The following is a 14,879-nucleotide window of genomic DNA, read 5'->3' as shown; positions in this document are numbered from 1 at the left end:
GGTTCCTCCTCATTCCGCCGCAGCGGCGATGGACGGGCGGTTGCGCGCCATCCAGTCGTCCAGGTCCTTGATCTCCTGCGCCGTCAGGCGCAGCCCAAGCTTCGAGCGTCTCCAGATCACATCATCCGCCGTGTGGGCATATTCCTTGTCCGCCAGCCAACGGACCTCGGCCTCGGTCAGGGTGGCGCCGAAGTCGCGGCCAAGGTCGGCGGCGGATTTGGCATCTCCAAGGACGAGGCGCGCATCGGTGCCATAGGCGCGCACAAGCCGCAGCGCCCAGGGTCCGGACAGGAACGGATAGGCGGCGCGCAGGTCCGCAACGAGGCGGTCCACGGCACCGACCGGGAAATCGCCCCCCGGCAGCGGCACACCAGCCGTCCACGGCCCGCCTGTAGCCGGAACATGCCCGTTGATCTTGTCCAGCGCGCTTTCCGCAAGGCGGCGATACGTCGTGATCTTGCCGCCGAACACGTTCAGAACGGGCGCCCCACCGGCGACGTCGACCGTCAGCGTGTAGTCGCGCGTCGCGGCGGTCGCACTGCTTGCCCCGTCATCATAAAGCGGACGCACGCCCGAATAGGTCCAGACGACATCGTCCAGGGACAGTTGCTGCTTGAAATACTGGTTGGCGAAGGCAATCAGATAGCGCTGTTCTTCGGCGGTGCATTCCGGCTTTACCGACGGGTCCGGGTGGTCCGTGTCGGTGGTGCCGATCAGGGTGAAATCCGTCTCGTAGGGGATCGCGAAAATGATCCTTCCGTCGCCCCCCTGGAAGAAATAGCACTTGCCGTGATCGAACAGTTTTCGCGTCACGACATGGCTGCCGCGCACCAGCCGCACGCCCTCTTGCGAATTGATGCGCAGCTTGGTCCGAATGACGTCCCCCGCCCAGGGTCCACTGGCATTCACCAACATCCGAGCGCGATAGGTTTGACGCGCGCCGCTTTCGGTATTGTGCGTTTCGACCTGCCAAAGGTCGCCATCCCGCTCGGCACTCAGGACCTTGGTGCGCGTCATGATCCGCGCCCCACGCGCCTCGGCATCGCGGGCATTCAAGACCACAAGGCGCGAGTCCTCTATCCAGCAGTCGGAATATTCATACGCCTTGGCAAAGCGGTCCTGCAGCGGCGCACCTTCCGGCCCGGCCCTCAGATTCACCGTTGCCGTGCCCGGCAGGATTTTTCGCCCGCCCAGGGTATCGTAAAGAAACAGCCCGAACCGGATCAACCAGGCGGGTCTTCGGCCTTTCATCCACGGCATGACGACATTAAGCAGACGCGAGGTGGGCGTGTTGGATTCGAAACGCATATCTTTATGAAATGGCAGAACGAATCTCATCGGCCAGCTGATGTGGGGCATCGCTGCCAGCAACACTTCGCGCTCGACCAATGCCTCTCGGACCAGCCTGAACTCGAAATATTCGAGATAGCGCAGCCCCCCGTGGAACAGCTTGGTCGAGGCCGAGGACGTGGCAGAGGCCAGATCGTTCATCTCGGCAAGGGTCACGGACATACCGCGGCCAGCAGCGTCTCGGGCGATGCCGCATCCATTGATGCCGCCCCCGATCACGAACAGGTCGTCCACTGCGGTCTCGGTCGTCATCGAGCCCTCCCCTGCTCGTTTTGCGATAGCGGGACTGTGCCGCGAGACGCGCAACGACGCAATCCAAAATATTCGTTTCTGTTCCTTTTTTGAAAAACACGCACAAATCAAGCGGTCTGGGTGGGCTCACCCCCTCTCGCAGGACCCGCGAAACAGGGATAATTTGGAATAATTCGAATCCCCATTGTGTTCCTCGGCGCATTCACGCACCGTCAGGCCCACAACGAAGACAAACGAAAACGTCGATGTCACAAAGCTTTCGTCATCCCGAGATCCTCGAAATCGCCCGGCGCCAGGGGCAGGTCACTGTCGAAGGGCTGGCACAGCATTTCGGCGTGACGCTTCAGACGATACGGCGCGACCTGACCGACCTTGCCGATGCCGGTAAGCTTGAACGTGTCCACGGCGGTGCCGTCTTGCCTTCAGGCACCATCAACATCGGATACGAAGCGCGCCGGGCCCTCAACATCGCGTCCAAGGCCGCCATCGCCAAGGCGTGTGCATCGCGCATTCCGAACGACATCTCGCTGTTCCTCAACATCGGCACCAGCACCGAGGCCGTCGCAAGGGACTTGCTGCACCATGAGAACCTGATGGTGGTCACCAACAACATGAACGTCGCCAACATCCTTGTGGCCAATCCGTCCTGCGAGATCGTCGTGACCGGCGGGCACTTAAGGCGCCTCGACGGCGGCCTGATCGGGAATCTCGCCACCGACACGATCCGGAAATTCAAGTTCGATCTTGCCGTGATCGGGTGCTCGGCGCTGGACGGGGAAGGCGACCTGCTGGACTTCGACATTCAGGAGGTCAGCGTCAGCCAGGCCATCCTGAAACAGGCGCGGCGCACGTTCCTGGTCGCCGACCATTCAAAGTTCAAGCGCAGCGCCCCCGCCCGCATCACCTCGCTCTCGGAAATCGACGAGTTCTATACAGATCGGCCGCTTCCCGGAGACCTTGAACGTGCCTGTGCCGAGTGGGGGACCAAGGTGACTGTGGCGCCCTGATCGCCCGGGCGTGCCGATAGGGGCAAAGGTCGCTGTAGAGCGTGTTAGACACTTGCCAGTCCGGTCGCCTCACCACGAGGTGCCTCTTGAAGGACAGGAACGTGCACCCGGGGGGCGGCATGGGCACCCAAGGAGGCAGGCCAGGTGATGAGAAGAATGGCACAGCCGCCAATCTTCTCGCTCTGCATGATCGCGCCAATCCGGTCGAGCGGCACGCTCAAGAGCCTCTGGTTCGGCTTTGACAGCTCCACGCACACCCTTACGACCGTATCGCCCGCAAGACCTTGGGCAAAAAGCGCGGCGGCCACCCGGTCAGCCTGCCGCGCGCCCATGTAGATCGCCGTGGTCGTCCCCGGCCCTGCGAACCGCGTGCAATCTGGCAGCGGGTCTTCGGCCCGTCCCGTGGCGGTCGCAAGGATCAGCGTGTCGGTGATGCCGCGCTCGGTAAGGCTTTGGCCCAGCGCGGCACCGGCGGCGGACGCTGCGGTCACGCCGGGCACAATCTCGACCGGGATGCCCGCTGCCATTGCCGCCGCGATCTCCTCGCCTGCCCGCCCGAAGATGCCCGGATCGCCGGATTTGAGGCGAACCACGCGACGTCCCTTGCGCGCCTCGGCCACGATCACGGCGTCGATCTGCGCCTGCGGCCAGGCATGTGCGCCGACATGCTTGCCGACATAGACCCTTTCAGCGTCGCGCCGGGCCAGTTCCAGAACGTCCTTGTCCACCAATCGGTCGTAAAAGATCACGTCGGCTTCCTGCAATCTTTGGACGGCGCGCAGCGTCATCAGGTCCGCCGCTCCGGGTCCGGCGCCAACGAGCGCAATGGACCCCGCCTCGGACAATCCGGGCGCGGTGCCTTGACCGATGGCGTCCTTTATCATCCGGGCCGCGTCGCGTTCCGCCCCGCGCGTCCAGGCTGCGCGGGGGGCACCCTTGAACACCCAGGCCCAGAACGCGCGGCGACTGTCACGCGGAACGCTTGCGGCCACGGCGCCGCGCAGACGGCCAGCCAGTTCGGCCAATCCGCCGATCCTGGCAGGCAGCAGCGCCTCGATCCGTGTCTTCAGATCGCGCGCAAGAACCGGCGCCGTGCCCTCGGTTCCGATGGCGACCACCACGGGGTCGCGGTCTACGATGGACGGCGTGGTGATGTCGCACAGATCGGGCCTGTCGACGACATTGACGGGGCAGCGCGCCGCCTGTGCAAGGGCATGCAGGCAACTGTCCCAGCCGGGGCAGCCCGTCGCGACAAAGGCCATCGCCGCGCCTTCGAACAAGGCGGCGCTGACCGCGCCCGCGTGATGCGACGCGCTGCCATTTGCGACCAGCGCCGTCAGTTCGTCGTCGAGAGCGGACGAGGCCAGCACGATGACCGCATCGGTCTTGAGCATGAGGCGCGCCTTCTGCGCCGCCTGCTCGCCGCCTCCGGCTATGACAACACGGCGGCCCGTGGTCCGGATGAACATCGGAAAGCTCTTCATGCGGCGGCCTCCTGTCGATGCGGCCGTGTGGTCCACAGGTGCCGCGCCATATCCTCGGGCGCGGTCACGCCGAGCGTGTCAAGCGCAAGGGCCGCAGTCCCGATCACCACCGCCTCTGCGAAGGCATCATGCATGCGCCCCGACCACAGGCCCTCAAGCGTCGTCTCGGGCCGGGGCCCTTCGGCAAGCCGCACAGCGCCCGCTTCCATATCGGAGAATACACGTTCGAACGGGATGCCGCCGCGCAGGCCAAAGCCCGTGACCGGTTTGCCCGGATGTCTTTCGAACTCGCCGCCGCCGCCCTTGATGACGGTCAGGGACGGCCAGCCAAGCGCCCGTGCGGCGTCGGCCTGAAGCAGCCGGTAGGACGGATGGAACACACCCTGCACGCTTGCAGGTGCACGGGCGGGATTCAGCATCCGGGCAACGGTGTTGACGCAGGACCGAAGCCCAAGCTTCGACCGCAAGGACAACAGCGCGAAGAGCGTCGGATGAACTGCCTCGAGCGGCAGGTAGACAAGCCCATCACGATCAAGGGCGCTGTGCGCCTCGGCGGCGGTGGACGCGGCCGGAATGCCAGCGCCTGCAAGATGCGCGCGCACGGCGGCGTCGGTCCCGTTCCAGCCATGCAGCACCACGCGGTGCCCCGCCTGCGCCACCAATCGCGCTGACAGCAGGAACCACGGCAGCCCCCGCGTGCGCCCCGCGGCATAGCTTGGCCAGTCGAGCGCGGCCGCAGGCAGCGCGGGGCAAGCGTCTTGCGCGGCGCCAGCAAGCCCTGCGATCTCGTCCGCCGTTTCGCCCTTCATGCGCAGCAGCATCAGCAGCGCACCGACAGCCTCGGGCGCGGCCTGCCCCGACAGCATGAGCGTCATCGCATCCGCAGCCTCGTCGCGGGTCAGCGACCGCGACCTGCCGGGACCGCGACCCAGCGTGGCGACATGCACGGCGAGGCTCATTCTGCGGCTTCCCGGTGATGCAGCCGCTCCAGAAGGGCCGCGATTTCCGGCCTGCAAGAGCCGCAGTTCGTCCCGGCCTCCAGCGCGGCCCCTACCGCCTCGACGTTCATCAGCCTGCCGGTCTCGATAGCAGCCGCGATGGTGTTGACCCCCACGCCGAAGCAGGCGCACAGCACCGGGCCGGGGTCGGGCACATCGGCAGGCGTGCGGCCCGTCAACACGGCGGCGGGGGACGTGCCGGGCAAGCCGGAAAGATAGTCACGCATCACCGCCACTGGCTGCGGAGCGACGAACAGGGCGGCCAATAGGCGGCCCTCCTGCATCAAAGCGATGCGCGCCGTGCCGCGCGCGGCGTCGAGGATCGACGTCACCTGCGCGCCGGGAACGCCGAACAGGCGGCGCGCCTCGGCCTCCCAGTCTGACGGGACGCTGCGCCCCGCCAGTTCCGCGCGGTGCCCGGCGCCTGTCGGGGCAAGCGCCCAATAGGTGCTGTTGGGGCGGATCGGCTGCGCCGAGACGGCAAATCCATACCATGCGGCGGCGAACCTGCGAACCGACACGGCGGCGCCCTTGCTTTCGGGCTGGCCGGACACCGGGTCGGTCGCGGCGGGGACAAGGGCATCAATACGCCCCGTAGGTGCCGTCTCGCCGGTCCAGTGCATCGGTGCGAACAGTTGCCCGGGCCGCACGCTGTCGGTGACGCGCACGCGCAGGATCGCGCTGCCATGCGGGCTAGTCACCTCGGCGAGATCGGCGGCCTGCAAGCCCAGTCGCGCTGCATCGCCCGGATGAATGTCGAGGAACGGCTCGGCCAGATGCGCCGACAGCCGGGGGCTGAGACCGGTGCGCGTCATCGTGTGCCACTGGTCGCGCACGCGGCCGGTGTTCAGGCGGAAGGGATAGGCGGGCGATTCAGAGGCGGCGGGCGGGCGCGAGGTGACGGCGATCAGCCGGGCCTTGCCGCCGGGATGATAGAACGCGCCATCCGCGAAGAACCGCCCGCCTTTGCGGGACGACGTCACCGGCCAGCGGGTCGGCGGCAGGGCGGTGTATCCTGCGTCATCGAGGTCTGAGAGGCCCGAGATGTCGAAGTCGAGACCAAACCGCCCCGCGATCCCCGACAGCGCCGCATGCTCGCGAAAGATCTCGGCGGGCCCGGCATAGTCGAATGCCAGAGGCCAGCCCATGCGCTGCCCCACCTCGGCCAGGATCGCCCAGTCGGGGCGTGCGATGCCCGGCGGGGGCAGCACGGCGCGCTGGCGGCTGATGGTGCGGTCGGAGTTGGTGACGGTGCCGTCCTTTTCTGCCCAGGCGGCGGCGGGCAGCAGCACATCGGCCAGCCGCGCGGTATCCGTCGCGCCGGTCACGTCGCTGACAACGGTGAAATCGCACCCGGCGATGGCCGCGCGCACTGCGTCAGCCTCGGGCATGGATACGGCAGGGTTGGTGTGGATGATCCACAGCGCCTTGATCTGGCCAGCCCCCACAGCACGGAACATGTCGACGGCCTTCAGGCCGGGCGCCGTGGGCATCGCCGGGGAATTCCAGTGGCGGCGCACCGCCTCGCGGTGATCTGCATTCTCAAGATCGAGGTGGCAGGCGAGCATGTTCGCAAGCCCGCCAACCTCGCGCCCGCCCATCGCGTTGGGCTGGCCGGTGACGCTGAACGGCCCCATGCCGGGCCGCCCGATGCGCCCCGTAGCGAGGTGACAGTTCAGGATCGCGTTCACCTTGTCGGTGCCGCTGATCGACTGGTTCACCCCCTGGCTGAACACGGTGACGACACGCTCGGTGCCGGTCCACAGCTTGCAGAATGCGGTGATCTCGGCTTCGGTCAGGCCGGTGTCGCCCGCGTCCTGCCGGGCAGAGGCCAGCGCCGTCTCGAAACCCTCGGTGTGGCGCAAGTAGCCTGCCTCGACAGCGCCCGCCTCGTGCACCGCAAGAAGAAGCCTGTTGAACAGCGCCACATCGCCCCCCGGCGCGATGGCAAGGTGCATCTCGGCCCCGTCACAACTAGCCGTGCGGCGCGGATCGATGACCACGACCCTCGTGCCGCGCGCCTTATTGGCCGCCATCACGCGCTGGTGCAGCACCGGGTGGCACCACGCCAGGTTGGAGCCGACAAGGACCACCAGGTCCGCCTCGTCGAGATCCTCATAGGTGCCCGGCACCGTGTCGGTGCCAAAGGCCCGCCGGTGCCCCGCCACGCTGGACGCCATGCAGAGCCGCGAGTTGGTGTCGATGTTGGCGGACCCGATGAACCCTTTCATCAGCTTGTTGGCGACGTAGTAATCCTCGGTCAGCATCTGGCCCGACAGGTAGAAGGCCACGGCATCCGGCCCGTGCGCGGCGATGGTGTCGCGGAACCGGTCGGCGACCAGTTGCAGGGCGTCGTCCCAGCCGGTTTGCCTGCCATTCACCACAGGCGCGGTCAGCCTGTGTCCCAGTCCCACCGTCTCGCCCAGCGCCGACCCCTTGGAACAAAGCCGCCCGTGGTTCGCTGGGTGCGCGGGATCGCCCCGCACCAGCAGCCCGCCTGCCCCATCCGTGCGCAGCAGCACGCCGCAGCCGACGCCGCAATAGGGACAGGTCGAGCGGACTTCGGGCAAGGCGGCGCCGTCCATCATGCGGCGCTCCTCTGGCCCACCGCGGCGCCGTCGATCAGGATGCGGCCCGCCTCGATGCGGACCGGGAAGACGTCGATGCGAGCGTCCTCGCCCACTGCCGCCCCGGTTTCCAGATCGAAGACCCAGTTGTGCAGCGGGCATGTCACGCGGGTGCCGTGCACGATGCCTTCGGACAAAGGCCCGCCCTTGTGGGGGCAGGTGTTGGACGCGGCGAACACCTCTGCCGCGCCGGTGCGGAAGACCGCCACGCAGCCCGCGCGCGTCTTGACCAGGCGGGCGCCGCGCAGGGGAACGTCGTCGAGGGCGCCGATGTCGATCCAGCTCATTCCGCAGCCTCCAGCGTCAGGTCGGCAAGGGGGGCATAGCTTTGCGCGCGCGTGGCGGCGTGCTCGGCCCAAGGGTCCTTGCGATAGATGGATTGCGACAGCTCGAACGCGTCGATCAGGCGGCGACGCTCGCCCGGATCATCGACGACGCGCGCCTTGATCCAGTCGAGCCCGACCTTGGCGACCCATTTGTAGGGCCGGTCGAGATAGCGGGCATTCTCGCGGTAAAGCTGGATGAAGGCGACCGTCAGGTCGATCGCCTCCTGTTCGGTGCGCACATCGGCAAGGCGCCGGGTTTCCTTGAGATCCATGCCAGCCGCGCCGCCGACGCCCACCTGAAACCCTGAATCGACGCAGATGATGCCCACGTCCTTGCACGTCGCCTCGGCGCAGTTGCGCGGGCAGCCCGACACGGCAAGCTTCACCTTGTGCGGCGTCCACGACCCCCAAAGGATCTGTTCCAGCTTGATCCCAAGGCCCGTCGAATCCTGCGTTCCGAACCGGCAATGGTCGGTGCCGACGCAGGTCTTCACCGTACGCAGCCCCTTGGAATAGGCGTGGCCGCTGACCAGCCCGGCCTTGTTCAGATCGGCCCAGATCGCGGGCAGGTCTTCGCCCTTCACGCCCAGCAGGTCGATGCGCTGGCCGCCCGTCACCTTGACAGTCGGCACCTTGTACCTGTCGGCAGCATCCGCGATGGCGCGCAATTCGTCCGGTGTCGTGATGCCGCCCCACATCCGGGGCACGACCGAGAACGTGCCGTCCTTCTGGATGTTCGCGTGTTTGCGTTCGTTGATGAAGCGGCTTTGCGGATCGTCGAGGTAGTCCAGCGGCCAGTCGGCCAGCAGGTAGAAATTGATCGCCGGGCGGCAGACGTGGCAGCCATTGCGCGTCTTCCAGCCCAGTTCCTGCCAGACGGCCTCTTGCGATTTCAGCGGCATGGACTTGATCAGCCGCCGCACGTCCTCGTGGGTGTGATCGGTGCAGCCGCAGATCGCTTGGACGGCGGGCAACTTGAACGCATCGCCCAGGGTCACTTGCAACACCTGTTCGACCAGCCCGGTGCAGGTGCCGCAGGACGCGCTGGCCTTGGTCGCGGCGCGCACCGCCGCCAGGTCGCCAGCGCCGCCTTCGATCGCCGCGACGATAGTGCCCTTGCAGATGCCGTTGCAGCCACAGATTTCCGCCTCAGGCGGCAAGGCTGCAACGGCCGACAAAGGGTCCGCCGGGGCGCGCCCCTGATAGGCAGGTCCGAAGATCAACGTCTCGCGCATCTCCTCGATGTCGGTCTCGTCCTTGATAAGGCCGAAGAACCAGTTGCCGTCCGCGGTGTCGCCATACATCACTGCGCCGACCAGCCGGTCGCCTTCGATCACCAGCCGCTTGTAGATGCCGCGCGCCGGGTCGCGGTAGACGATATCCTCGCGGCCTGGCCCGTCCTTGAAGTCGCCCGCGCTGAACAGATCGCAGCCGGTGACCTTGAGCTTGGTCGCCACGTCCCTGACGACGAACGCGTTTTCCCGGTCCATGAGGCTGTCGGCGACGATCTTCGCCTGATCGTAGAGCGGCGCGACAAGCCCGAAGAGATGCCCGTCGAATTCCACACATTCGCCCACGGCCAGAATGTCGGGATCGCTCAGGCTTTGCATCTGGGCGTTGACGGCGACCCCGCGCGCGACCTCAAGTCCGGCGTCCGAGGCCAGCCGCGTTTCGGGCCGGATGCCCACGGCCATCACCACCAGGTCAGCCTCGAGGCCGGTGTTGTCCTCAAGCAGCACGCCCTCGACCCTGTCCGTGCCAAGGATCGCGGCGGTCGAGGCGCCGGTCATGATGGTGATGCCGCGCGCTTCCAGGTCGCGGCGCAGCAGATACCCCGCCGCCTCGTCCAGTTGCCGCTCCATCAGGTGGCCCATCAGGTGAAGGACGGTCACGTCCATGCCGCGCTCGGCCAGCCCTGCGGCGGCTTCCAGCCCCAAAAGGCCGCCGCCGATGACCACCGCCTTGCCGCCTTTGGCCGCCGCCGCGATCATCGCCTCGGTATCGTCGAGATCGCGGTAGGTGATGACACCCGGCAGGTCGCGCCCCTCGACCGGAATGATGAAGGGGGCGGAACCGGTGGCGACCAGCAGCTTGTCATAGGGCACCGTGCCGTTCTCGCCGGTGACGGTCTTCGCCGCGCGGTCAATGCTCACGACATGCTCGCCGAAGCGGCAGGTGATCCCGCGCGCGGCGTACCATTCGTCGTCATGGGTGACGATGTCGGCATAGGTCTTGTCGCCCGACAGCACCGGCGACAGCATGATGCGGTTGTAGTTGCCGCGTGGCTCGGCGTTGAACAGCGTGATGTCCCATGTGCCGGGCGCGGCGTCGGTCAGATGCTCCAGCACCCGGCCCGAGGCCATGCCAGCGCCGATCACGACGAGGTTCTTCGGTGTCATGTCATTCACTCCGCCGCTACGGCCCGGCGCGCCTTGGGCGAGCGGGCATCGGGTTTCGGGGGCTCGCCCGACGCAGGCGCAGGGTTGCCGTGTTCGTATTCCTCCAGGAAATCGAGCACGTCCTGCCGGTAGGCGTAGTAATCGGGGTGCTCCAGCAGCGCCTTTCGCGTGCGCGGGCGGGGCAGATTTACATCGGTGATCCGGCCAATCGTCGCGCGCGGCCCGTTGGTCATCATCACGACGCGGTCGGCCAGAAGGATCGCCTCGTCCACGTCATGCGTCACGCAGATTGCCGTCACCTTGGTGCGGCTCCAGACCTCCATCAGCACTTCCTGCAACTCCCAGCGGGTCAGGCTGTCGAGCATCCCGAAGGGTTCATCCAGCAGCAGCAGCTTGGGTGACAGCGCGAACGCCCGCGCGATGCCGACGCGCTGCTTCATACCGTTGGACAGATCGGCGGCGGGCTTGTTCATGGCATCCGCCAGCCCGACGCGTTCTAGGTAGTATTCCACCACGTCCTGCCGTTCCGCCCGGCTGGCCCTTGGATAGACCTTGTCGACGCCGATGGCGACGTTCTCTCGCGCGGTGAGCCACGGGAACAGCGACGGAGACTGGAACACAACCGCACGCTCGGGATCGGCGCCACGCACCTCTCGACCATCCAGCTTGATCGCGCCTTTCGAAATCTCGTTCAGCCCCGCCACCATCGTCAGCGCAGTGGACTTGCCGCATCCCGAATGGCCGATCAGGCTGATGAACTCGCCCTTGCGCAGCTTGAGGTCGAAATCCTCGACCACGGTCAGCGGACCCTTGGGTGTCGGATAGACCTTGTGAACCTGCGAGAATTCCACATAGCGCTCGTCCAGCGCCGATTGCGCCGCCGTGGCGACGGCCGCCGGCACGCCGTGGATCGGGGTCACGTCGGGCAGAAGGCGCGTGCCTTCCACCTTGGCCTCGATCCCGACATCCATCAGGTAGCTCGTTACCTGAGCGCGAAGCCGCTTGAAGGTCTGGTCGTTGTTCATCGCTGTGCGGTCGCGGGGCCGCGGGATCGTCACACGGATCTCGTCGCCCAGCGTGCCGTCGGGGTTGAGCGGAATGATCCGGTCCGCCAGTAGGATCGCCTCGTCGACATCGTTGGTGATCAGCACGCAGGTCTTCCTGTCGGCTTCCCAGATACGTTCGATCTCTTCGGCAAGATTGCCGCGCGTGAGAGCATCGAGCGCCGACAACGGCTCGTCCAGAAGCAGCATCTCGGGGTCCATCGCCAGCGCGCGCGCCACGTTCACCCGCTGCCGCATCCCGCCTGACAATTCCGCCGGACGCCGCCCGGCGGCGTGGCTAAGCCCCACCATGCCGACGTAATGCGCGACCTTGGCCGCCCGTTCGGCGCGTGGCAGGCCGGGAAATATCGTATCGACCGCAAGGCCCACGTTCCCGTTCACCGTCAGCCAGGGCATCAGCGAATAGTTCTGAAAGATCACCCCGCGCTCGGGCCCCGGCTGCGTCACCGGCTTGCCCTTGAAGGTGACGGTGCCGCTGGTCGGCTTCTCCAGCCCGGCCATCAGGTTGATGAGCGTCGTCTTGCCCGTCCCCGAAAAGCCGAGCAGCACGAGGAATTCTCCCTCCTCGACGGACAGGTCGATGTTCTTCAGCACCGGCGTCTCGCCATAGCTTCTGGACACGTTCTTCAGTTCGAGAAATGCCATTGCCCCGACCTCAGCGATTGTTGGTGAAGGTAAAGAGCGACTGGATCGTGAACATCAGCCGGTCCAACAGGAAGCCGATGATGCCGATGGTGAACACCGCCACCATGATCCGGCCAAGGCTGTCGGAACTGCCGTTCTGGAACTCGTCCCAGACGAACTTGCCCAGACCGGGGTTCTGCGCCAGCATCTCTGCCGCGATCAGAACCATCCAGCCCACACCAAGGCTCAGGCGCAGTCCAGTGAAGATCAGCGGCAGCGCGGACGGCAGCACCAGCTTCTGTATCTTGGTCCAGGTGTTCATCTTGAGGACCTTCGAGACGTTCACGAGATCCTTGTCGATGCTTGCCACGCCCAGCGCCGTGTTGATGAGCGTCGGCCAGAGAGAACACAGCGTCACCGTGATCGCCGAGACCAGAAAGGATTTCTCGAACCAGCCGTCATCGGTGACGTAGACCGCCGAGACAACGATCGAGACGATGGGAAGCCAGGCCAGTGGGCTGACCGGCTTGAACACCTGCACGATCGGGTTGAGCGCGGCATTGGCCGTCGCCGACAGCCCCGCCGCGATGCCAAGCGGCACGGCAACCACGGTGGCCAGCAGAAAGCCGAAGAACACCGTTTTGATCGAGGTCCATATCTGTTGGTAGAACGTCGGCGCGCCGGTGAAGGCGCGTTGCACCGGCTCTTCGCCGTTGGCGATCCGCTCGGCGTTGCGTTCGTCTTGCCGCGCCTGGAAATCGGCGGCCCGCTCGCGGGTGCGCACGGCATCCTCGTTCAGTCCGACCGCCTGTTCCCAGACCTGCGCAGGCCCCGGTATCGCGCCAAGCGACGTCTGCACCTGCGGTGCAAGAGTACCCCAGAGGACAAGGAAGGCGAGGATCGCAAGGATCGGCACGCCCAGCAGGCGCCAGACTTCCCCCAGGTGCGCCTTGGGGTTGTCGCCTGCCCCGATGCGCAAAAGCGGCGTGATCCAGGCTAGGCCGAGCACCCTGAACCAGGTGTCGGCCTTGGTGATGACGGCAAAGCGCCGCTCTCGGCGCGCCTCGCGGTCGGCGTCATAGTTCGGGTCGACGATCGTCATGACGGTTTGGCCCTGTTCTGAAGAATGAAACAAGGCGGCAGCGGGCAGACCCCGCCGCCGCCGGTTTGGGTCAGCCCTGCACTTCGCCGTCGACGACCAGTTGCTCGCCGGTCAGGCCGATGGGAAAGCTGTCGATATAGGCGTTCGGTGTCCGGCCATCATAGGGGATGCCGTCGATCAGGTCGGACGTCGCGGGCCGGAACCCGTCAGAGTCCCAGGGGAAATCCGCCTCGTTGGCCAGCCCGTCCTCGACAAGGCTGCGCGCCGAATCAAGGTAGATGTCGGGCCGGTAGACCGACTGCGCGACGTCCTTGTACCACGCATCTGTCTGCGGCTCTGCGATCTGGCCCCAGCGGCGCATCTGCGTCAGATACCACACCGCGTCCGAGTAATAGGGATAGGTCGCGTTGTAGCGGAAGAAGACGTTGAAGTCGGGAACCTCGCGCACATCGCCCGGCTCGTATTCGAACGTGCCGGTCATCGAGGCGGCAAGCGTGTCCACGTCCGCGCCGACGTAATCGGGATAGGACAGGATCTCGACCGCCTCCATCCTGTTGGCGTTCTCTTCGGCGTCCAGCCACATCGCGGCGCGGATCAGGGCGCGCACCAGGGCCTTGGTGGTGTTGGGGTTCTGTTCCACGAACTCGGCGGTCAGGCCGAAAACCTTTTCGGGGTTGTTCGGCCAGATCTCGTAGTCGGTGATGACCGCGACGCCGATGCCGCGCTGCACGGCGGCCTGGTTCCACGGCTCGCCAACACAGTAGCCAAAGATCGTGCCCGCCTCGAGCGTCGAGGGCATCTGCGGCGGCGGCGTGACCGACAGGAAGACGTCGGCGGCGATCTGGCCCGAGATGTCCTGCGGGCTGTAATAGCCGGGGTGCAGGCCGCCAGCGGCCAGCCAATAGCGCAGCTCGTAGTTGTGGGTCGACACCGGGAACACCATGCCCATGTCGAAACGGGTGCCTTCGTTGCGGAACTGTTCGACCACGGGCGCGAGGGCCGAGGCGCTGATCGGGTGCACCGGGCGGCCATCGTCCATCGAGGGGATGTGCGGGCGCATAAGGTCCCAGACATCGTTGGAGACCGTGATGCCGTTGCCGTTCAGGTCCATCGAGAACGGCGTGACGATATGCGCCTCGGTGCCATAGCCGATGGTCGCAGCAATCGGCTGGCCCGCCAGCATGTGTGCGCCGTCGAGGGTGCCGTCGATCACGCCGTCCAGCAGAACGCGCCAGTTGGCCTGCGCCTGAAGCGATACGAAAAGGCCCTCATCCTCGAAATATCCGCGTTCATAGGCGATGGCGAGCGGCGCCATGTCGGTCAGCTTGATGAAGCCGAAGGTCAGCGTGTCGACCTCGAGATCCTGCGCCGCAAGCGGAGTAGACAGCGCGGTCGTCGCGATCAGGGTTGCGATCATCCGTTTCATTCGGGTGTGTCTCCTTGGGTGCGTCCGGCCTGGAAAGGACCCGGACAAATGACAAAAAGCCGCCAACCAAGTCGCCATGGGCGACAGGGTCGAGCGGCTTTGCTCAGCAATCCCGTGCGGTGGGAAAATTCTTGCCGGAGACGCCATTGCCTTCCGTGCACTTCGACGGTGCGCAGAGGCCTGAAGGGGATCAAGTGGGAATTGCTGCAATGCCGCATTC

The 14,879-nt window shown here is 66.1% G+C and carries 10 protein-coding genes; 1 reads left to right on the top strand and 9 read right to left on the bottom strand.

Annotation, left to right across the window (positions count from 1 at the left end):
* Nucleotides 1-9: 9 nt before the first annotated feature.
* Nucleotides 10-1,602, bottom strand: coding sequence for a glycerol-3-phosphate dehydrogenase (gene glpD, locus KTJ87_RS01695; protein WP_267137332.1), 1,593 nt, complete (start codon nucleotides 1,600-1,602; stop codon nucleotides 10-12).
* A 245-nt stretch (nucleotides 1,603-1,847) separates the two neighbouring features.
* Here glpD and KTJ87_RS01690 point away from each other — a divergent pair, with 245 nt between their 5' ends.
* Nucleotides 1,848-2,609: a DeoR/GlpR family DNA-binding transcription regulator gene (locus KTJ87_RS01690; protein WP_267137331.1), complete on the top strand. Its 762-nt coding sequence runs from the start codon at nucleotides 1,848-1,850 to the stop codon at nucleotides 2,607-2,609.
* Between the two features lie 44 nt (nucleotides 2,610-2,653).
* Here the strand turns inward: KTJ87_RS01690 and cysG are convergent, their stop codons facing one another.
* The 8 genes from cysG to KTJ87_RS01650 all read right to left on the bottom strand — a co-directional run bounded on the left by cysG (nucleotide 2,654) and on the right by KTJ87_RS01650 (nucleotide 14,659).
* On the bottom strand, nucleotides 2,654-4,093 hold the full coding sequence (gene cysG / locus KTJ87_RS01685; RefSeq protein ID WP_267137330.1) for a siroheme synthase CysG: 1,440 nt from the start codon (nucleotides 4,091-4,093) through the stop codon (nucleotides 2,654-2,656).
* Nucleotides 4,090-5,052: a glycosyl transferase family protein gene (locus KTJ87_RS01680; RefSeq protein WP_267137329.1), complete on the bottom strand. Its 963-nt coding sequence runs from the start codon at nucleotides 5,050-5,052 to the stop codon at nucleotides 4,090-4,092. Before KTJ87_RS01680 ends, cysG begins: the two co-directional genes overlap by 4 nt.
* On the bottom strand, nucleotides 5,049-7,676 hold the full coding sequence (locus tag KTJ87_RS01675) for a nitrate reductase (protein WP_267137913.1): 2,628 nt from the start codon (nucleotides 7,674-7,676) through the stop codon (nucleotides 5,049-5,051). Before KTJ87_RS01675 ends, KTJ87_RS01680 begins: the two co-directional genes overlap by 4 nt.
* Nucleotides 7,676-8,005, bottom strand: a complete 330-nt coding sequence (gene nirD / locus KTJ87_RS01670; RefSeq protein ID WP_267137328.1) for a nitrite reductase small subunit NirD — start codon at nucleotides 8,003-8,005, stop codon at nucleotides 7,676-7,678. Before nirD ends, KTJ87_RS01675 begins: the two co-directional genes overlap by 1 nt.
* Nucleotides 8,002-10,443 carry a nitrite reductase large subunit NirB gene (nirB, locus tag KTJ87_RS01665; RefSeq protein WP_267137327.1) on the bottom strand — a complete coding sequence of 814 codons (2,442 nt, stop codon included), beginning with the start codon at nucleotides 10,441-10,443 and terminating at the stop codon, nucleotides 8,002-8,004. The genes nirD and nirB overlap by 4 nt, the downstream gene beginning before the upstream one ends.
* A gap of 5 nt (nucleotides 10,444-10,448) precedes the next feature.
* Nucleotides 10,449-12,152 carry an ABC transporter ATP-binding protein gene (locus KTJ87_RS01660; protein ID WP_267137326.1) on the bottom strand — a complete coding sequence of 568 codons (1,704 nt, stop codon included), beginning with the start codon at nucleotides 12,150-12,152 and terminating at the stop codon, nucleotides 10,449-10,451.
* Nucleotides 12,153-12,162: 10 nt separating this feature from the next.
* Nucleotides 12,163-13,233, bottom strand: a complete 1,071-nt coding sequence (locus tag KTJ87_RS01655; RefSeq protein ID WP_267137325.1) for an ABC transporter permease — start codon at nucleotides 13,231-13,233, stop codon at nucleotides 12,163-12,165.
* 70 nt (nucleotides 13,234-13,303) lie between these two features.
* Nucleotides 13,304-14,659, bottom strand: coding sequence for a CmpA/NrtA family ABC transporter substrate-binding protein (locus KTJ87_RS01650; protein WP_267137324.1), 1,356 nt, complete (start codon nucleotides 14,657-14,659; stop codon nucleotides 13,304-13,306).
* Nucleotides 14,660-14,879 lie beyond the last annotated feature (220 nt).

Origin of the sequence: Anianabacter salinae (genome assembly GCF_019061145.1) — a bacterium.
GTDB lineage: Bacteria > Pseudomonadota > Alphaproteobacteria > Rhodobacterales > Rhodobacteraceae > Anianibacter > Anianibacter salinarum.
Note: the sequence above shows the minus strand (reverse complement) of the source record. Positions and strands in the feature narration are given on the sequence as shown.

Bases quoted from the DNA above. Each gene is read 5' to 3' on its own strand.
- glpD (WP_267137332.1), bottom strand. From the start codon at position 1,602: ATGACGACCGAGACCGCAGTGGACGACCTGTTCGTGATCGGGGGCGGC.
- KTJ87_RS01690 (WP_267137331.1), top strand. From the start codon at position 1,848: ATGTCACAAAGCTTTCGTCATCCCGAGATCCTCGAAATCGCCCGGCGC.
- cysG (WP_267137330.1), bottom strand. From the start codon at position 4,093: ATGAAGAGCTTTCCGATGTTCATCCGGACCACGGGCCGCCGTGTTGTC.
- KTJ87_RS01680 (WP_267137329.1), bottom strand. From the start codon at position 5,052: ATGAGCCTCGCCGTGCATGTCGCCACGCTGGGTCGCGGTCCCGGCAGG.
- KTJ87_RS01675 (WP_267137913.1), bottom strand. From the start codon at position 7,676: ATGGACGGCGCCGCCTTGCCCGAAGTCCGCTCGACCTGTCCCTATTGC.
- nirD (WP_267137328.1), bottom strand. From the start codon at position 8,005: ATGAGCTGGATCGACATCGGCGCCCTCGACGACGTTCCCCTGCGCGGC.
- nirB (WP_267137327.1), bottom strand. From the start codon at position 10,443: ATGACACCGAAGAACCTCGTCGTGATCGGCGCTGGCATGGCCTCGGGC.
- KTJ87_RS01660 (WP_267137326.1), bottom strand. From the start codon at position 12,152: ATGGCATTTCTCGAACTGAAGAACGTGTCCAGAAGCTATGGCGAGACG.
- KTJ87_RS01655 (WP_267137325.1), bottom strand. From the start codon at position 13,233: ATGACGATCGTCGACCCGAACTATGACGCCGACCGCGAGGCGCGCCGA.
- KTJ87_RS01650 (WP_267137324.1), bottom strand. From the start codon at position 14,659: ATGAAACGGATGATCGCAACCCTGATCGCGACGACCGCGCTGTCTACT.